Annotated in this window: 18 protein-coding genes and 1 pseudogene; 5 read left to right on the top strand and 14 right to left on the bottom strand. The window is 64.9% G+C overall.

What is annotated here, in order from left to right; translation table 11 throughout:
• Positions 1-25: 25 nt before the first annotated feature.
• Together HYN69_RS09705 and purF are read right to left on the bottom strand one after the other, a co-directional pair.
• Positions 26-697: an SDR family oxidoreductase gene (locus tag HYN69_RS09705; RefSeq protein WP_108435568.1), complete on the bottom strand. Its 672-nt coding sequence runs from the start codon at positions 695-697 to the stop codon at positions 26-28.
• 175 nt (positions 698-872) lie between these two features.
• A complete protein-coding gene (gene purF / locus HYN69_RS09700; RefSeq protein ID WP_108437133.1) occupies positions 873-2,336 on the bottom strand; it encodes an amidophosphoribosyltransferase in 1,464 nt (487 codons plus the stop codon).
• A gap of 199 nt (positions 2,337-2,535) precedes the next feature.
• On the opposite strand from purF, the gene HYN69_RS20995 reads away from it, so the two are divergent.
• Entirely contained in the window at positions 2,536-2,958 is a 423-nt protein-coding gene (locus tag HYN69_RS20995) for a hypothetical protein (protein ID WP_174213585.1), read from the top strand.
• A gap of 4 nt (positions 2,959-2,962) precedes the next feature.
• Here the strand turns inward: HYN69_RS20995 and HYN69_RS09690 are convergent, their stop codons facing one another.
• From HYN69_RS09690 to pyrC, 10 genes are all read right to left on the bottom strand, one after another.
• Complete coding sequence (locus HYN69_RS09690) at positions 2,963-3,562, bottom strand: CvpA family protein (RefSeq protein WP_108435567.1); 600 nt, start codon at positions 3,560-3,562, stop codon at positions 2,963-2,965.
• A gap of 19 nt (positions 3,563-3,581) precedes the next feature.
• On the bottom strand, positions 3,582-4,940 hold the full coding sequence (radA, locus tag HYN69_RS09685; RefSeq protein WP_108435566.1) for a DNA repair protein RadA: 1,359 nt from the start codon (positions 4,938-4,940) through the stop codon (positions 3,582-3,584).
• Positions 4,941-4,971: 31 nt separating this feature from the next.
• Positions 4,972-5,343: a hypothetical protein gene (locus HYN69_RS09680; protein WP_108435565.1), complete on the bottom strand. Its 372-nt coding sequence runs from the start codon at positions 5,341-5,343 to the stop codon at positions 4,972-4,974.
• Positions 5,344-6,090 (bottom strand): ABC transporter ATP-binding protein, encoded by a 747-nt coding sequence (locus tag HYN69_RS09675; RefSeq protein WP_108435564.1) that lies wholly within the window; start codon positions 6,088-6,090, stop codon positions 5,344-5,346.
• Positions 6,087-6,866, bottom strand: a complete 780-nt coding sequence (locus HYN69_RS09670) for an MlaE family ABC transporter permease (protein WP_407925224.1) — start codon at positions 6,864-6,866, stop codon at positions 6,087-6,089. Before HYN69_RS09670 ends, HYN69_RS09675 begins: the two co-directional genes overlap by 4 nt.
• Positions 6,866-7,912 carry an alanine racemase gene (alr, locus tag HYN69_RS09665; RefSeq protein ID WP_108435562.1) on the bottom strand — a complete coding sequence of 349 codons (1,047 nt, stop codon included), beginning with the start codon at positions 7,910-7,912 and terminating at the stop codon, positions 6,866-6,868. The genes HYN69_RS09670 and alr overlap by 1 nt, the downstream gene beginning before the upstream one ends.
• A gap of 481 nt (positions 7,913-8,393) precedes the next feature.
• The gene (locus tag HYN69_RS09660; RefSeq protein ID WP_108435561.1) at positions 8,394-9,182 is read right to left on the bottom strand and encodes an L-fucose dehydrogenase; all 789 of its coding nucleotides are present in this window, start codon (positions 9,180-9,182) and stop codon (positions 8,394-8,396) included.
• Between the two features lie 73 nt (positions 9,183-9,255).
• A complete protein-coding gene (locus tag HYN69_RS09655; protein ID WP_230426365.1) occupies positions 9,256-10,755 on the bottom strand; it encodes a replicative DNA helicase in 1,500 nt (499 codons plus the stop codon).
• Positions 10,756-11,110: 355 nt separating this feature from the next.
• Positions 11,111-11,788, bottom strand: coding sequence for an orotate phosphoribosyltransferase (locus tag HYN69_RS09650; protein WP_108435560.1), 678 nt, complete (start codon positions 11,786-11,788; stop codon positions 11,111-11,113).
• 131 nt (positions 11,789-11,919) lie between these two features.
• Entirely contained in the window at positions 11,920-12,960 is a 1,041-nt protein-coding gene (gene pyrC, locus HYN69_RS09645) for a dihydroorotase (RefSeq protein ID WP_108435559.1), read from the bottom strand.
• Between the two features lie 95 nt (positions 12,961-13,055).
• Here pyrC and HYN69_RS09640 point away from each other — a divergent pair, with 95 nt between their 5' ends.
• Complete coding sequence (locus HYN69_RS09640; protein ID WP_159082415.1) at positions 13,056-13,421, top strand: lysozyme inhibitor LprI family protein; 366 nt, start codon at positions 13,056-13,058, stop codon at positions 13,419-13,421.
• Between the two features lie 5 nt (positions 13,422-13,426).
• Here the strand turns inward: HYN69_RS09640 and HYN69_RS09635 are convergent, their stop codons facing one another.
• Positions 13,427-14,392 (bottom strand): phosphoadenosine phosphosulfate reductase, encoded by a 966-nt coding sequence (locus HYN69_RS09635; RefSeq protein ID WP_108435557.1) that lies wholly within the window; start codon positions 14,390-14,392, stop codon positions 13,427-13,429.
• A 132-nt stretch (positions 14,393-14,524) separates the two neighbouring features.
• Entirely contained in the window at positions 14,525-15,517 is a 993-nt protein-coding gene (locus HYN69_RS09630; RefSeq protein WP_108435556.1) for a glycosyltransferase family 2 protein, read from the bottom strand.
• A gap of 127 nt (positions 15,518-15,644) precedes the next feature.
• Here HYN69_RS09630 and HYN69_RS09625 point away from each other — a divergent pair, with 127 nt between their 5' ends.
• The 3 genes and pseudogenes from HYN69_RS09625 to HYN69_RS09615 all read left to right on the top strand — a co-directional run bounded on the left by HYN69_RS09625 (position 15,645) and on the right by HYN69_RS09615 (position 18,733).
• Entirely contained in the window at positions 15,645-16,565 is a 921-nt protein-coding gene (locus tag HYN69_RS09625) for an AAA family ATPase (protein WP_108435555.1), read from the top strand.
• Complete coding sequence (locus HYN69_RS09620) at positions 16,562-17,473, top strand: MBL fold metallo-hydrolase (protein WP_108435554.1); 912 nt, start codon at positions 16,562-16,564, stop codon at positions 17,471-17,473. Before HYN69_RS09625 ends, HYN69_RS09620 begins: the two co-directional genes overlap by 4 nt.
• Positions 17,466-18,733 (top strand): annotated as a pseudogene (locus HYN69_RS09615) (vWA domain-containing protein). Before HYN69_RS09620 ends, HYN69_RS09615 begins: the two are co-directional and overlap by 8 nt.
• Positions 18,734-18,805: the final 72 nt, after the last annotated feature.

Raw genomic sequence — 18,805 nt, 5'->3', positions numbered from 1 at the left:
TCAGGCGCAAGCGGAAACTAACATGTTAGTTTATCGCGTCGAGCAGACGCAGCGCCTCGGCCCGCGGATCGGTCAGCACCGAGCGGTCCTCTCCGGGAAAGAAACGGGCGCGGGTGGCGGTGGGCATGGGGGCGGGCGTTTCGACCAGCACGCGCGGGCCGACTTTGACGGTTTCTGCCTGCCACGACCGGACCACCGCCATCTGCGCCGCCTTGGACGCGCCGTAAGAGCCGAAGAATTTCACCCCCGTGCGCGGATCGTCGAAGAACAGCGCGGTGCCTGCGGGCGCAAAGCGCAGCAGGGGTTCCACCACGGGGATCAGCGATCCGGTCGCGCGGGCATTGGTGGCAAAGGATTTGTCCCAATCCTTGATGTCGATACTGCCTGCAGGCGACAGGGGGGCTGCATGGACGGCCGAATGGATCCAGAGGTCCAGTTTGCCCCAGCGCTGGTGGATCGACAGGCACAGATGCCGCATCGCATCTTCGTTCGTCACATCCATCGGGGCGAGCGTCAGGTTGCCCGCTCCCGGCAAGCGGGCGGCCTTTACCCGGTCATCCAGTTCTTCCAGTCCGCCAACGGTGCGGGCCACAGCCACCACCTGCCAGCCGCGCAGCGCCAGTTGCTCGGCCATGGCTGCCCCCAGCCCACGCGAGGCTCCGGTCACGAGTGCGATGCGTGCGGTGGTTTCGGCCATCGGGTTTCCTTTCGGTCAGTCCCGGTTCTGGGGCTTGGTCGCGGCGGATGGACCATTCCTGCAAGGTGCTGTCAAGACCGACAAGGCGAGGGGGGCTTTCCGCCCCCCACGGTCATCGGCTTTGCCGAAGACCTCCCCCGAGGATATTTGAGCGAGCGTGAAAGCGTGACAGGGGTTATTGGGCGGCCTTCATCTCGAAGCCTTCCTCGATCTTGTCCGAAGGCGCGATGGGATATTCGCCCGAGAAGCAGGCATCGCAATAGCGCGGGTTCGCGGCATCGCGCCCTTGCGCTTCGCCTGCGGCGCGGTACAGCCCGTCGAGCGAGATGAATTTCAGGCTGTCGACGCCGATCCAGTCGCGCATTTCATCTTCGGACATGGTGGCGGCGAGGAGTTTGGAGCGTTCGGGCGTGTCGACGCCGTAAAAGCAGGGCCATGCGGTGGGGGGCGAGGCGATGCGGAAGTGCACCTCGGCGGCACCCGCGTCGAGGATCATGTCCTTGATCTTGCGGCTGGTGGTGCCGCGCACGACCGAGTCGTCGACCAGGATCACCCGCTTGCCCTTGATCAGCGCGCGGTTGACGTTCAGCTTGAGCCGCACGCCCATGTTGCGGATTTGTTCGGTCGGTTCGATGAAGGTCCGGCCCATGTACTGGTTGCGGATGATGCCCATGGCATAGGGAATGCCCGATTCCTGCGAATAGCCGATGGCCGCAGGCGTGCCGCTGTCGGGGACGGGGCAGACGAGGTCGGCGTCGACCGGGGCTTCGCGGGCCAGTTCGACACCGATCTGGCGGCGGGTTTCATAGACCGAGCGGCCGCCGAGGATGCTGTCGGGGCGGCTGAAATAGACGTGTTCGAAGATGCAGAAGCGCGATTTGGCGGGGGCGAAGGGGCGGAAGCTTTCCACCTTGTTGCCTTCGATCACCACCATCTCGCCGGGGTCGATCTCGCGGATGAACTCGGCCCCGATGATGTCGAGCCCGCAGGTTTCGGACGACAGCGCCCAGCCTGAATCGCCCACGCGGCCCAGCACCAGCGGGCGCACGCCCAAGGGGTCGCGCACGCCGATCAGCTTGGTCCGGGTCATGGCGACGACCGAGAACGCACCTTCGACACGGCGCAGCGCGTCTTTGATGCGTTCGGGGATGTTTTTCTGGATCGACCGCGCCATCAGGTGGATGATGCATTCGCTGTCGGACGAGGACTGGAAGATCGAGCCGCGTTCGATCAGCTCGCGACGCAGGGCTGCGGCATTGGTCAGGTTGCCGTTATGGGCGATGGCCGCCCCGCCCATGGAAAATTCACCGAAGAAAGGCTGCACGTCGCGGATCGCGGTCGACCCCTTTGATCCGGCGGTGGAATAGCGCACATGGCCGATGGCAAGCTGGCCCGGCAGCGTATCCATCACATCGGGCTTGGTGAAGTTGTCGCGCACATAGCCGAAGCGGCGGGCCGAGTTGAAGCCTTGATCCGGGTCATACGCGACGATGCCGCCCGCTTCCTGTCCGCGATGCTGCAAGGCGTGCAACCCGAGCGCGACAAAGTTTGCGGCATCTGAAACGCCGACCACGCCGAAAACGCCACACTCCTCCTTGAGCTTGTCGTCGTCAAATGGGTGCGAGAGGAAGGGGCGCATGTGGCCTCCGAATCCGAGAAAAGGCATGGCCTCCATGTAAGACTTTGTCACGCCCCTGTCACCCCCCCGTTGCCGCAGCGCGGCAGGGCCGACTTGCGAAGGAAGCGTGCAAGGCCGCACAACACAAGGTGGCGCAGAAGTTGCAAAGCGCAATGCACGGGTCTGCCCCCGCCGTTGCCACCACCCTTGAAGGTCTGTCATGTCCGCATGTCTTGCGCGGTTTTCTTCTGCCGCTGCCGTTCTTGTCTGTCTGCTTGCCCCCGCCGCACTGGCCCCCGCCGCACTGGCCCCCGCCGCACTGGCCCCCGCCGCACTGGCCCCCGCCGCACTGGCCCCCGCCGCACTGGCCCCCGCCGCACTGGCCCCCGCCGCATTGGCCGATGATCTGTCGGCCCGTTTTGCCTTTGCTCCGATCACAGCGCGTCCCGCCGAAGGTGCGCTTGCGCCATCAGCGCAGGACAGTGCTTTCGTTACAGGCCAGAACTGGCCTTTCGACACAAACCAGACCGACGCTGCAGACAATGGTCACGCAGGCGGTGAGGGCGAGGCGTGGGGCAATCCGGGCACCAAAGCCGAACGGCTGCAAGCCATGCTGCAGCTTGCCGCGCTTTGGCGATTCTGATGCGTCAGTTGGCGGGGGCGGCTGCGGGGGCAGGTTCGGCTTCGGTTGCCGTGCCCACGCAGACTTGGGTCAATTCATTGTAACGCTCGACGATCCAGCCCGGCGCGTCGGTCGGGATCTGGGCATTCACCTGATCTTGCATGCTGGCAAAGATCTTGGCCGAACGGCTATCGTCGACCATCGGTATCGCCTCGGAGGTCAGCGCGCGATCGTAGACGATGAAGGCGACCGCTACCAGAAGCACGCCGCGCACCGCGCCGAACAGAAAGCCTAGCCCCTGATCGATGCCGCCCAGAACCGTGCGGTGGATGGCCGAAGACAGAAGCGGCGTGAAGAGCGAGGCCACGATCAACGCCACCGCAAAGACCAGCGCAAAGGCCGCCACGATGGAAAGCTCGCAACTGTCGGCCAGAAACTTGCCCACCATCGGCAATTCCTTGACCAAGGGCTGCACCGAGGCTGCGAAGATAAAGGCCACAACCGCGGCCCCGATCCAGCCGACGATTGCCATGCCCTCGCGCACCAGCCCGCGGGCATAGGCGAGGATGGCCGACAGGATGATCACACCCGCCACGACCGCATCGACCAAGGTAAAGCCTTCCATCGAACTCTCCCGTAGGGGCTTAACCCGCCCCGAACATTTCACCTACAAAGGCTGTCAAATCCGGCATCTGCCGCAGTTTCATGCCCGTGTCGGCCCCGAGTTTTGACCGCTCCGGCGCAATCGCCTGTGAGAAACCAAGTTTCGACGCCTCTTTCAACCTGTTTTCGGTTTGCCCGACGGGACGCAAGGCCCCCGAGAGCGAGATTTCACCGAAAAGCACCATGTCGGGCGGCAGCGCCACATCCTCGCGCGCCGATAAAAGCGCCGCAGCCACTGCCAGATCGGCGGCAGGCTCGCTGACGCGCATGCCGCCCGCCACGTTCAGGAACACATCCAGCCCCGCAAAGGGAATGCCGCAGCGCGCTTCGAGCACGGCCAGAATCGTCGACAGCCGCCCCGAGTCGAGCCCCACCACAGTGCGCCGCGGTGTGCCGAGGTTGCTGGGGGCGACCAGTGCCTGAATTTCGGTCAGCACCGGGCGGGTGCCTTCGATCCCTGCAAAAACCGCCGATCCGGGCGTGGCGGTGCCGCGATCCGAAAGGAACAGCGCCGAAGGGTTCGTCACCTGGGCGAGGCCATTTCCGGTCATCTCGAAGACGCCGATTTCGTCGGCGGGGCCGAAGCGGTTCTTCACGGCCCGCAATATGCGGAACTGGTGGCCACGCTCGCCCTCGAAATAAAGCACGGTGTCGACCATGTGTTCGACCACGCGGGGGCCGGCGATCTGGCCTTCCTTGGTCACATGCCCGACGAGGATGACGGCCACGCCGCGCCGCTTGGCAAAGGTTACCAGCTCATGCGCGGCCGCCCGCACCTGACTTACCGAACCGGGGGCGGCATCGACCGTATCAAGCCACATGGTCTGGATCGAATCGATCACCGCAAGATCGGGGCGTTCGGCATCGAGCGTGGTCAGGATATCGCGAAGCGAGGTTTCCGCGCCCAGTTGCACGGGTGCATCGGCAAGCCCCAGCCGCTGCGCCCGCATCCGCACCTGTGCCGATGCCTCTTCGCCCGAGATGTAAAGGCATTTCAACCCGCGCCGCGCAAAGGCTGCGGTGGCCTGCAACAGCAGCGTCGATTTCCCGATTCCCGGATCGCCGCCCACAAGGATGGCCGATGCAGGGACAAGCCCGCCGCCCAGAACGCGGTCAAGCTCTTCAAGCCCCGAACCGGCGCGGGGAGGGGGCGCTTCTTCGGTCGCAAGGTCGGTGAGGGGAATGGTGCGCCCCTTGGCGCCCATCGATTTCGGTCCCGATGACAGCGGCGCTTCCTCGATGATCGTGTTCCAGCCGCCGCAGGCATCGCATTTGCCCGCCCATTTGCGATGCTTCTCGCCGCAGGCGGTGCAGGTGAATTGCGCAGTCTGTTTGCTCATGCCGCAGCCTGACCAGAAAGGGCAGGCCGCTTCAAGGGGTCAAGACCGCAACCAGCGCCACCACGGGCAGCGCCAAGAGCACGGTTCCCGCGATCCAATGGCCCCACATCGGCACCGGCCACTCCGTCAGCACAAGCCTGCCCCAGGCCAGCATCAGCCAGACCCAGCCGAGGATCGAGGCGAATTGCGACAATTGCCGCAGTTCGGGCAGGGCAAAGCCGAGGGGGACCATAAGCCACAGGCAATAGGCGATCCCTCCCGCCACGATCATCGAGGCTCCGCGCACCGCGCTGCGCCAACTTGCGATGGCAGCAACCGTGATTGCGACAGGCGCAAGATAAAGCAGGAACATCACGGCAAGCGACTGGCCGGCAAGATCGAGGCGTGCCAGAACCGCCTCCACCTAGCGCACCGAAGCTATGGGGCCGTCGGCGCGCCCATGGATGAACTGTTGCAGGTAAGCGTCGGGTGCGGCGTCCATTTCCGCCACCGGCCCCGTCCAGCGGATCAACCCGTCGTGCAGCATGGCCACGCGGTCGGCGATGGCGCGGACTGATGACATGTCATGCGTGATCGTCATCGCTGTTGCCCCCATCTCGGTCACGATCTCGCGGATCAGCGCGTTGATCACGCCCGACATGATCGGATCAAGGCCCGTGGTCGGCTCGTCGAAGAAGATGATCTCGGGGTTCGCCGCAATCGCCCGCGCAAGGCCCACGCGCTTTTGCATGCCACCGGAAAGCTCTGCCGGAAACATGTCGGCGGTTTCGGGCTTCAGCCCCACACGGCGCAGTTTTTCGATGGCAATCGCCCGCGCCTCGTCCTTGGGCCGCTTGAGATGGCCGCGCAGCAGGCGAAAGGCGACATTCTCCCAGACCTTGAGCGAATCAAACAGCGCCCCGCCCTGAAACAGCATCCCGAACCGCGCGAGGAAAGCATCACGGTCGGCCCGCGCCACATCTTGCCCGTCGAGGCTGATCGTGCCCGTATCCGGCACCACGAGGCCGAGCACGCATTTCAGAAGCACCGACTTGCCGGTCCCCGACCCGCCGATTATCACCATGCTCTCGCCCTTGGGGATGGTCAGATCCACCCCGCGCAAGACACGGTTGGCCCCGAAGGATTTGTGAACCGCAGACAGGGTTATCATGAGGTGAAGAACACCTCGGTCAGCAGGTAGTTGCTGGCCAATATCAGCACCGAGGCCCCCACCACGGCGGCCTTGGTCGCGGCCCCCACGCCCTGCGCGCCACGGCCCGAATTCATGCCGTGGTAACAGCCCATGACGGCAACGATGAAGCCGAAGGCGGCACCTTTCCACAGGCCTGACACGATATCCCACGTTTCCAGAAAATCGGCGGTGTTTTGCAGATAGGTCGCAGGGTTGAAGCCCAGACGCTGCACGCCGACGATCCAGCCGCCGGCAATGCCGATGGCATCGCCCACCGCCACCAGCACCGGCACGGCCAGGGTGGCGGCCAGCACGCGGGGCAGGGCAAGATATTTCAGCGGGTTGGTCGAAAGTGTCACCAGCGCGTCGATCTGCTCGGTCACCTTCATCGTGCCGATCTCGGCAGCGATGGAACTGGCCACACGCGCGGCCACCATCAGCCCGCCCAGCACGGGGCCAAGCTCGCGCACCATGCCGATGGCGACGATCGAGGGCACCGCGGCCTCGGCGTTGAAGCGCGACCCGCCGGAATAGATCTGCAAGGCCAGCGCCCCGCCGGTGAACACCGCCGTCAGCCCGACGACCGGAAGCGAGAACCAGCCGATCTGCATCACTGCGGTGAAGAATTCGCGCGGGTAGAAGGGCGGGCGGAACAAGTGGCTGACCACCGAAGCGGCGAACAGCGCGATCCGCCCGACATAGGCGAGGAATGCCAGCACCGGCCGTCCGAGTGCGGCCAAGGGCGCGGTCAGCATCACGCCGCCCCCCCGACATAGCGCCGCGCATAGCGCGGCCCGAGCGAGGTGAGGATCTCGTAGCCGATGGTTCCGGCGATGGCGGCCAGATCATCCACCCCTTGGTGCGGGCACAGAATGTCGAGATGGGCCGGCACCTCGGCCAGACCGGTCACATCGGCGGTGATCAGGTCCATCGACACGCGGCCCACCAAGGGCACCGGCACCGCGCCGTCCCACAGCGTGGCCCGCCCCGAAAGCGCGCGCAGCAAGCCATCGGCATAGCCCGCCGACAGCGTGGCGATGACCGAAGGCCGCGTCGCGGTCCAGCCGCAGGCATAGCCGACCGTTTCTCCTGTCGCGACCTCGCGCGTCTGGATCACCGGCAAGGACAGGCGGACCACGGCGTGCCCCTGATACGGCTGCCCGCCGTAAAGCCCGATACCGGGGCGCGTCAGGTCGAAGTGATAGGCGTCTCCCAGCAGGATGCCCCCCGTCGCCGCGAAAGAGCGCGGAATGCCAAGCCCGTCGGTCATGGCATGGAAATTCGCCAACTGGTGCGGGTTCATCGGATGGTCCGGTTCGTCGGCGCAGGCCAGATGCGACATCAGCATCTCGGGCTTTGCCGCCAGCACGAGGGGCGCAATGGCCGCCCATTCGGCGGGTTCGATGCCAAGCCGGTTCATGCCGGTGTCAAGCTGGATGCCGAAGGGGTGGCCCGGCAGCGCCTCGAGATGGCGCGTCACCTGCGGCAGGGAATTCAGCATCGGCGTCAGGTCGAGGTCATGGATCATGTCGGTGTCACCCGCCATGTGCCCGCCAAGGATGTTGATCTGTGGCCCCGGTCCCAGCGACTGGCGCAAGCTCGCGCCTTCTTCCGCGACCGCCACGAAAAACCGCCGCGCCCCCGCCTGCGCCAAAGCCCGCGCCACGCGGGCAGCGCCAAGCCCGTAGGCATCGGCCTTGACCACCGCAGCCGTCTGCACCCCCGCCGCCGAAGCGCGGTCGAGGGCACGCCAGTTCGCGGCGATTGCGTCGAGGTCGATGGAAAGTGTCGCTGTAGCCATGCGGGGGGTTTTCCGCAGGCGGTGCGTCGCGGTCAAGTCAATTCTGCCCGAGCCGGGCACTCGTCTTGCAGCCGTGATCCGAAGGTGCGGCGCAAAGCGCCGCAAGCCACAAGCTTTGCCCGTCGCGTGCCGCGCCGGTCAAAGCGCGAAGTGGGGGGGCTGTGCGCCCCCCCGTCGCGTACCGCTCCTCCCCCTGCAGGATATTTGGGCCGAGAAGAAGCCGTTGACGGTTTCTTAACGACTGCGGGCCAGGATCGGCTTTGCGGTACAGGGAGGGATCCCGATGACCGCCCGAGGAGAAGGCACCCCGCGCTGGACGAAAGCGCCCGCGGGGTGCTGGATCTTTGCCCGCTTCTTCTCGGGTCAAATATCCTCGGGGTGAATGGGCCGGCACGGCCCAGAGGGGGGCGAGCCCCCCTTTACGCCCGAGCGTCAGCGAGAGGAAAGGCGTGCGGCGGAACGCCGCTCCGCTTGATAAGCGTCAGTCGCGCACGCCCGCCATGGCCCGGTCGAGATGGACGTACCCTCCATCGACGTAAAGCCATTGCCCCGTGGTATGGCCCGCACGGGGCGAGAGCGTGAAGACCACGGTGTCGGCCATCTCGCTGTCCAGCGTCATGCGCTGACCAAGCGGTATGCGGCGGGTGATCTCGGCCAGTTTTTCGGCACGGTCGGGAAAGGTGTCGAGCCATGCGTCATACATCGGCGTCATCACCTCGGCGGGCAGCACCGCGTTTACGCGCACCCCGTGCGGGGCGAAGGCTGCGGCCCATTCGCGGGTCAGCCCCAGTTGCGCAGCCTTGGCCGCGACATAGGCCGAGGTCGAGCCTTGCCCCGTCACGGCGGTCTTGGACGAGACATTGACCACGGCCCCTTTCGCCGCTTTCAGATCATCGGCCAAAAGATGCACCAGCGTGTAATAATGGATCAGATTCTGGTCGAGCGAGGCGCGGAACGCCTCGGGCCCCGCGGTCAGGTCAATCCCGTCATTGGTGCCTGCATTGTTCACCAGACCGTAGACACGCCCCCAGCGGGCCTGCGCCTCGGCCACGGCGGCGCGCACTTCGGCATCCTTCGCAAGATCGACCTTCACCCAGCCCGCTTTGGGTTGCACAGCGGCGATTTCCGCCAGAAACGCCTCGGGCGGGGCGCGACGGGCGAAGATGACCGGAATTGCCCCCTCGGCCGCCAGACAGCGCGTTATCGCCCCGCCGATACCCGCCCCGCCGCCGGTGACGATAACGACCTTGTCCTTGAGCCCCAGATCCATCTTGCCCTCCGGTTCATTTCCGGCGCGACTTTAGCGAAGGCGCGGGCAAAGGAAAGGGCTAACATGTTAGTTCCTAATATTCGATACGGCTGTCGCTCTGCCAGGGTTTCACCAGATTGCCAAAGCGTGTGAATCGGCCCTCGAAGGACAGTTCCACCGTGCCGATGGGGCCGTGGCGCTGCTTGCCGATGATGACCTCGGCCTTGCCATGCACGTTTTCCATGACCGATTGCCACTGCGCCATCTTTTCAAGCTCGTGATCGGCGGGCTTTTCACGCTCTTTGTAGTATTCCTCGCGGAACACGAACATGACCACATCGGCGTCCTGCTCGATCGACCCCGATTCCCGCAGGTCGGACAGTTGCGGGCGCTTGTCATCGCGGCTTTCGACCGCGCGCGACAGCTGTGACAGGGCGACGACCGGAATGTTCAATTCCTTGGCGATCGCCTTCAAGCCTTGGGTGATTTCCGACACTTCCTGTACGCGGTTGTCTTTCGACGAGCCTTTCAGCAGTTGCAGATAGTCGACCATCAGCACATCCAGCCCATGCGTCCGCTTCAGGCGGCGCGCACGGGCGGCGACCTGTGAAATCGGCAGGGCAGGCGTGTCGTCGATGTAAAGCGGGCAGCTTTCCAGCGCCTTTGCCGCCTCGACGAAGCGGCGGAATTCCTGTTCGGTCATGTCGCCGCGGCGGATCTGTTCGGACGGCACTTCCGAGGCTTCGGACAGGATACGGGCGGCAAGCTGTTCGGACGACATCTCGAGGCTGAAGAACCCGACCACGCCGCCCTCGACCGCGCCTTCGCTGCCGTCGGGCATCCGCCCGCGCTTGTAGGCTTTCGCCACGTTGAAGGCGATGTTGGTGGCCAGCGAGGTTTTCCCCATCGACGGACGACCGGCGAGGATCAGAAGGTCCGAAGGGTGCAGCCCGCCCAGCTTCTTGTCGAGATCGACCAGACCTGTCGAGATGCCCGCAAGCCCACCGTCGCGCTGGTAGGCGGCGTTGGCCACGTTGACCGCTTCGGTCACGGCCTTGAGGAAGGACACGAAGCCCCGCTCGGCCACACCCTGTTCGCCCAGCTTGTAAAGCTTCTGTTCGGCCTCGATGATCTGCTCGCGCGGTTCCGAGACGATATCGACCTTTGCAGCCTTGGCCGAAATGTCGCGCCCCAGCGCGATGAGTTCGCGCCGGACGGCAAGATCATAGATCATCTGGGCATAATCGCGGGCGGCAAAGGCCGAGATCGCGGCCCCTGCAAGGCGCACAAGATAGGCAGGCCCGCCAAGTTCCTTGAGCCCCTCGTCATCCTCGAAAAAGGGTTTCAGCGTGACGGGACTGGCCAGCGCGTTCTTCTGGATGCGGGCTGCGGCCTTTTCGAAGATACGCTGGTGGACCGGGTCGTAGAAATGCTCGGCCTTTACCAGAATCGCGATGCGGTCATAGACATCGTTGTTGGTCAGGATCGCGCCGAGAAGCTGCTGCTCGGCCTCGATGTTATGGGGCAGGAAATCACCTTCGGGAACGGGTTGGAGGGCGGGGGACAATGGGCGCAGCGTGGCAATATCTGTCATGGTCGTTCCCCGTCAAAAGCCCCGATGCCGCTCGGGTCGCAAGCCGTCGGCAAACTGACACTGGCAGTGTCTCCGGCTCTGTCATAGCCAAAGCCGGTCGCGGTGCAATCTGGGTAAGTCTGTGGAAAACTTGACCCGAGCACTGGGGGCGGCTTGGCACGAACGACTATGCCACAAGATGCAGCACTCCGGAACCACCCCGCCGCGATAAGTTGTGGCGCAGGTCATAACCGGCCCGCGGTTATCCACTGCCTGTCCACAGGCACCCATCCTTTTAGATTGGTTAACGTTGCCGATCGGCAACGAAGCGAAGCGGCGCTTTCGGCGCCCCTTCGCCGGTTCCCCGACCGGGTGGTTACTTTGCGCGGGCGGCCTGCCAGGCGCGGGGGTCGGTCAGGAAGCTTTCGACTTCTGTCAGGGTGGCAGAATCGAAGGCCGCGCTTGCACGGGCCTCGGTCAGCACATCCCACCAGGTGCACAGATGGTGCAGCGTGACCCCGTGATCGGCCAGACGCTGCGTGGTTTCGGGGAAGATTCCGTAATAGAAGATGACGGCGGTATGGGCACAGCTTGCCCCCGTCTCGCGGATGGCATCGACGAAAGACAGTTTCGACCCGCCATCGGTCGTCAGATCCTCGACCAGCAACACACGCTGGCCTTCGGTCATCGCCCCTTCGATGCGGGCGTTGCGGCCATAGCCTTTAGGCTTTTTGCGCACATAGGTCATTGGCAGGGCCATGCGTTCGGCCACCAGCGCGGCAAAGGGTATGCCCGCCGTCTCGCCACCCGCGATGTTGTCGAAGGCTTCGAAGCCTGCGTCGCGCATCACCGTGACGACCAGAAAATCCATCAAGACCGACCGGATGCGCGGATAAGAGATCAGCTTGCGGCAATCTATGTAGGTCGGGCTGGGCAGACCGCTCGCCAGTGTAAAGGGCGTTTCGGCGTTGAAATGCACGGCTTTGATTTCCAGCAGGGCGCGGGCGGTCAGGCGGGCGATCTCTTCACGGGGAGGGAAAGCGGCGGGAATCATCTGGCAGGCTCCTATCGGGACGGCCCGGGAATTTTCGACGAAAATTCCCGGGGCGGGTGCGAAGAATTTTCGGCGAAAATTCTTCGGCGCGGCGGCGGGGCGAAAAATCTTCTGGAAGATTTTTCGCGGGGTCAGGCCTCGACGTGCCAGTGCACAGCAAAGCCGGGGTCAAAAACGGTCACGGGGCCCGCTTCGGTGAAGATCTTGGCAGGCCATTGGGCAGGCCCGCCCTTGGCCAGGGTGATCGTCGCCTCGTTCGGGGCCAGCCCGTAAAATCGCGGACCGTTCAGCGACGCGAAATGCTGCAACCGGTCGAGCGCGCCTTCTTCTTCGAAGACATGGGCCAGAAGCTGCATCGTGTTCGTCGCGGTGAAACATCCGGCGCAGCCGCAGGCGTGTTCTTTCAGCGCGTCCACATGCGGGGCAGAGTCGGTGCCGAGAAAGAACCGTCCCTCTCCGCCCGTCGCCGCTGCCCGTAGCGCCAGTCGATGCTTTTCGCGTTTTGCGACCGGCAGACAATAGTAATGCGGCTTGATCCCGCCAACGAGGATATGGTTGCGGTTGATGATCAGGTGATGCGTGGTGATCGTCGCACCCAGCGTCTCGCCGCCAGCCTTGGCATAAGCCACACCTTCCTCGGTGGTGATATGTTCCATCACCACCCGCAGACCCGGAAGGCGGCTGCGCAGCGGGTCGAGCACGCTGTCGATGAACACGGCCTCGCGGTCGAAGATATCGACCTGCGGATCGGTCACCTCGCCATGCACGCACAAAGGCAGGCCGATTTCGGCCATCCGTTCCAGCACCGGCATCACCGCGTCGATGTTGCGCACGCCGCCGTGGGAGTTTGTGGTCGCCCCTGCGGGGTAAAGCTTGACCGCCTTGACCAGACCCGAGGCATGGGCGGCGGCGACATCGTCCGCATCGGTGCCTTCGGTCAGGTAAAGCGTCATCAAAGGCTCAAAAGCCATGCCTTCGGGCAGGGCGGCAAGGATGCGGTCGCGGTAGGCGCGGGCCTGATCGCCTGTCACCACCGGCGGCACGAGGTTGGGCATGATGATCGCGCGGGCGAAATGCCGGGCAGATTCGGGCAGCACGCCCTGCAACATCGCGCCATCGCGCAGGTGCAGGTGCCAGTCATCGGGGCGGCGAAGCGTCAGGGTCTGGGTCATGATCCCCGCGCCTAGCCCAATATGCGCTTCGTTTCCAGTAGGAATTGGCGCATGGCCTCGCTAGTGTCGTTTGCGTGTGTGGTGTGGAGGCTGTGATGCGGTGGCTTTTTGTGATACTTCTGGTGGCCCTGCCGGTGCCTGCTGGGGCGCAGGACTGTGACGAGGCCGAGACCACGCTTGCCATGGGCGTCTGCCTGCAAGACGCGCTTGCCGCCGCCGATGCCGAGTTGAACCTGACCTACCGTCTTGCGATGGAGCAGCTTGGCGAAAACGAGCTTCCAGCCGTTGCGACCTCGCTCAAGCAGGCGCAGCGGGCGTGGATCACATATCGCGATCTGGCCTGCGCCTCGGAACGCGCGCTTTATGCGGGCGGGTCGATGGCTGGCATTGCCCGCACCGGCTGCCTGCTGCGCCTGACGACCGAGCGGGTGACGGGCCTGTCGGAATTCCTGCCGAACTGACGGCGTCAGTCGTCTGCGGCGTCGGACCGTTGCGAGGGCAATCCCAAGGCTGCTTCGAGGTCAAGCATCCGGCGCCGGAAGCGGGGGGCGCCAAGCCGCGCAACCACCGACCGGCAAATCCCCAGCGCGCGGCGCGGGCGGCTGTCGTTCTCGCGCAGGATGGCGCGCAGATAGGGGCCGAAACTGCGGCGCGCCCGCCAGAGCCTTGCGAAGCGCGCAGCGTCCAGCGTGTCGTCTGCCGCCTCTTTCAAGAGGACGGGCAGGATCGACAAAAGCAGCATCGAGGCTTCGATCGCTTCGCCCAGAAAGGGGGTCGCGTAGTGCCGCACCCATGACTCGCGGAAAAGCGCCGCATGCATCGCATCGGGCGCGTTGCGGGGGTCGTGGAAGATATGCACCCGCGCAGCACCTTCGGTCATGTCGGGCGCATAGCCGTAGCGCGAGGTGAAATCGAGCTTGCGCTTCGCAAGATGCCGCCTTTCCCACCCTGCAACGCCAGCCGAAAGCGTGGCGCGCGGGCTGATCGCCACCACGGTCGAGCCGGGGGCCGCGACGCTGAAGGCGCAGGCGGCATAGCCCGCCGGTCCCGCGCCGTAGAAGACGACCTTGTCGAAATCCTCGAAAAACGCTTCGTCCACCAAGCGGTCGATATAGGCATAGACCGCCGGATCGCGGTACCATGTCTCGCCTTCCGAGATCAGGCACAGGTGCGACCAGCCGTTCAGGCGGGCGACATCATGGCCATAGGGCAGGGCGGTGACGCGTTCGCGCACCGTGTCGATCTGTTCAAAGGTGACCAGAAGCACAGGGCCATCATCGTGGAAAAACGCCCAGTGACGGTCACCCACTGTCAGAAAATAGCCTTCCTCGGCGCTGGTTTCGTCCATAAACGCAAACCATTCGTTCCGGTCGCGATGCACCGGAGCTTGACCCGCGGCCTCGGCGGCGGGTGGGGACAGCGTATCGGACATGGGCGGGTGCCCCCTTGCGGTCGTCTGGAACTTCACGGTTCCAAGCCCTTACATTCGCAGATGCTTCCCCGCGCCTGCAAGCCGGAAAGTACCCCGTTTCGTGAACAGCGGAGGTCGATTGTTTCCGCCCTGTTACCCGTTCTGCACGGCGTGGCTCCAGACCAGCCGCGCCTGCGCCGCCGTCAGCGCACGGCTGGGTGTTGCCATCAACAGCCGGCCGAACAGCGCGCGCCACGCCTCGTCTTGCATCAGCGCAAGGAACCGCGCCTTGCGCCATGCCTGCCCCGCGCGGTGCAGCGGGCCAAGCACGGGGTCGGCCAGCAATCCGGCCCGCAGGTCGCCCGAGCGCAGCGACAGGATCGAGCGGTCTTCGGCATGGTTCAGGTTGCGCTCGACCCAATAGCCCAGATCGAAGGCTGACGCGTCGCGGTTCGCCCGCCCGCGCGCGGCCTTGACCAGATAGCCCTCCATCGAGCCGAGCGCGTAATGGTTCAACTGCGCCAGCGTATGGTTCTGCGCGCCCAAGGCCGAGAAGATGCGCTGCGGCCCGCCGTCCAGCCGCCGCCCCGCCGAATCGAACCAGTGGAAATCGCCCTTGGGCCGGTGCACTCCCGGCGTCACGCGGCCCGTATTGGCAAAGAGCGTCTTGTACATCACCGCCCGCCACGGCCAGTGGATCGGGTCGCCCGCGGCATGGATGAATGTTTCCGTCACAGGCGTGTCGGGCAGGCTGACGACGCCCCCATTGCCGAACATGCGCCATGTCAGCGTGATGGCAGTCGCCTGCGGCAGGGCCGCCAGCAGCGCGGGGATCGTGCGGTCGCCCACATGAATGTTCACGAATTCGTCGACATCGAGCACCATGATCCAGTCGGCCTGTGCCACCAGCGGATGCCCTGCTGCCTGTTTCAGCGCGGCCCATTGCGGCCCTTTGGCGTGGCCGTCGTTCCGCACATGGGTCAGCCAGCCCAAGGCTTGCAGCCGGTCGAGCATCGCATCGGTGCCATCGGTGCAATCGTTGGAAAACACCAGAAAATCGGTGAAGCCCGCCTTTCGGTGATGGGCCAGCCATTCGAGCAGGAAGCTCGCCTCGTCCTTGACCGTCAGAATACCCAAGATCCGCATGGTGCCAACCTAAGCAAGCGGGGCGCAAGGGTAAAGCGGGATCGTCCATTGGTCGCAAGCCGGGCCTGATCGCTTGACCGCGCGCCGCGCCGCAGCCAAGCATGGCGCAAGGTTTGGGGGGCAAGGCATGACAGGGCAAACAGGGTCCATCGACGCGGTGGCATCGCTTCTGGCGGGGCAGGGCTATGTCAGCAGCCGCGCGCTTTCGACGGTGGTGTTTCTGTCGCTGAAACTCGGCCGGCCGCTGTTTCTGGAAGGCGAGGCCGGCGTGGGCAAGACCGAGATCGCCAAGGCCATCGCCTCCGCCCTTGGCCGACGCCTGATCCGGCTGCAATGCTACGAAGGGCTTGATGCGTCATCCGCCGTCTACGAATGGAATTTCGCCGCGCAGATGATCGCCATCCGCACCGCCGAGGCGGGGGCCAAATCGGGCGGAGGAGCCGACCGCGATGCGCTGAAAGCGGAACTGTTCACCGAGGATTACCTGATCGAACGCCCGCTGTTGCAAGCCATGCGCCCGCAGGCCGGTGGTGCGCCCGTGCTGCTGATCGACGAGCTGGACCGCACCGACGAACCGTTCGAAGCCTTCCTTCTGGAAGCGCTATCCGACTTTCAGGTGACGATCCCGGAACTTGGCACCATCAAGGCCCCCGAAGCGCCCATCGTGATTTTGACCTCGAACCGCACGCGCGAAGTGCATGACGCGCTGAAACGCCGCTGCCTGTATCATTGGGTCGACTACCCCACCTTCGACCGCGAGCTTGAAATCCTGCGCGCCCGCGCCCCCGAGGCGCAAGACGCGCTCAGCCGCGAGGTGGTGGCCTTTGTCCAGCGCCTGCGCGATGCGGATCTGTTCAAAAAGCCCGGTGTGGCCGAAACCATCGACTGGGCCAAATGCCTGCTGGCGCTTGACGTGGTGCAGCTTTCGCCCGAGGTGATTTCCGATACGCTGGGCGCGATCCTGAAATATCAGGACGATATCCAGAAAATCCAGGGTTCCGAGGCCAAGAAGATCCTCGACGAGGTGCGCAAGGGTCTGGTCGCGTGACCGACCTGACCCGCCATCTGCGGCTTTTGCGGCCCGCGCCGGGGGTGCTCGCGTTCTACGACGGGAGGGTGGAAGGCCATCGCTTCGCGGATGGTCCCAACTGGGTCGATGACGGGGCGCTGTCCTTGGGCATCGCGTCCTATGCCATCGTCAGCGGCGATCAGGCGCTGGTCTATGACACCCATGTGTCGCGCCCCCATGCGGCGCTGATCCGGCGCTGGCTGGAAGCCGAAGGCGTGGCCCGCTTTACCGTCGTTCTGTCGCACCGCCACCTCGACCACATCGCAGGCACCGCCGAATTCGCCGGATGCGAGGTTATCGCCAACGCCCGCACCGCCGCCCACATGGCCCGCGACAAGGCGGCGATCGAAGCGGGCACCTTGCAAGGCGGCCCCGCCATTGCGCCCTTGATCCTGCCCACGCGCAGCTTTTCGGGCGAGATGACCCTGCATGTCGACCAAACCGAGGTGCGGCTGATCGAGGCCAATATCCACAGCGACGATGCGACCGTGCTTTACCTGCCCGAAAGCGGCCTCCTCCTCGCGGGTGATACGGTTGAGGATACTGTGACATACGTCGGCGACCCCGCCGCCTTTGACATCCACCTTGCCGATCTTGCCCGCCTTGCCGCGCTGGATGCACGGTCGATCCTGCCCAATCACGGGGCCGAGGCGATCATTTCTGCGGGGGGCTACGCGCCCGACATCATCCCCGCCACCGCCGATTACATCCGCTGGCTGATGACGTTGAAAGACAGTCCCGAAAACCGGAACATCCCGTTGCACCAAGCGATTGGCGCGCAACTCTCATCCGGCGCGCTGACGTGGTTCGCGCCCTACGAGGCCGTTCACGCCCAGAACATCGCCCGCACGCTGGCCCAGTATCACGGGGGCGGGGCGCATGGCTGAATATGCCGCGCTCGACCTGCCGCTCGATGGCAAGCTGTCGCATAACATCGCCCATTTCGCCCGCGCTTTGCGAAAGGCGGGGCTGCCCATCGGCCCAGGTCGGGTGATCGACGCGATCCGCGCGGTCGAAGCGGCGGGATTTACCCGGCGCACCGATTTCTACTGGACGCTGCACGCCTGTTTCGTCAGCCGCCCCGAACATCGCGCGGTGTTCGCGCAGGTCTTTCGCCTGTATTGGCGCGACCCGCGCTACCTTGAGCATATGATGAGCCTGATGCTGCCCGCATTGCGTGGCGCGCAGGAAGACCGCATCGCTGATGCCGCCGAGAAACGCGCCGCCGAAGCTCTGCTTGACGGGGTCGACCGTGACATCCCCCGCCACCGGACGAAGATGACGACGAAGGCGGGCAGGTCGAGATCGACGCATCGACCACGCAAAGCCATGAGGAACGGCTTAAAACGCTGGACTTCGAACAGATGTCGGTGGCCGAGGTGGCCGAGGCCAAGCGCATGTTGTCGCGCCTGTCGCTGCCCGTCAAACCGCTGCGCACCCGCCGCATGACGGCAGGCGGCAGCGACAGCATCGATGCCCGCCGCACCCTGCGTGCAGCCCTGCGTCAAGGCGGCGAGATCACGCGGCTTGCGATGAAATCGCCCGGCACGCGCTGGCCAAACCTTATCGTGCTGTGCGACATCTCGGGCAGCATGAGCCAGTATTCCCGCCTGATCCTGCATTTCGTCCATGCGGTCGCCAACCGCAAAGGGCAGGGCTGGGCGCGGGTCCATGCCTTCACCTTTGGCACGCGGCTTACCAACATCACCCGCCACCTGCGGTCGCGCGACGTGGATGCCGCGCTGAAAGCGGCGGGGGCCGAGGCGCAGGACTGGTCGGGCGGCACCCGTATCGGGGCCACCCTTCGCGCCTTCAACCGCGATTGGTCGCGCCGCGTGCTGGGGCAGGGGGCGGTGGTTTTGCTAATCACCGATGGCCTCGACCGCGATGACGCAGGCGCGCTGTCGGCCGAGATGGAGCGTCTGCACCTGTCGACCCGCCGCCTGATCTGGCTGAACCCGCTGTTGCGCTGGGAGGGGTTCGCGCCCAAGGCCACCGGCATCCGCGCGATGCTGCCCCATGTCGATGCCTTTCGCGCGGGGCATTCCATCGCCTCGCTCGAGGCACTGGCCCGTGCGATTTCAGACCCCGGTGACACGGGCGAGAAAACAAGGCTGATGCGTCTGCTATCGGATAACAGTGCGTAGCGTTTCGCTGGAACCTGCTGCTTGGCCTCGCGTTATAGAGAGTGATATCGCATAACAGGGCTGATACCAGTC

It is taken from the genome of Gemmobacter aquarius, assembly GCF_003060865.1.
GTDB lineage: Bacteria > Pseudomonadota > Alphaproteobacteria > Rhodobacterales > Rhodobacteraceae > Paragemmobacter > Paragemmobacter aquarius.
Note: the sequence above shows the minus strand (reverse complement) of the source record. Positions and strands in the feature narration are given on the sequence as shown.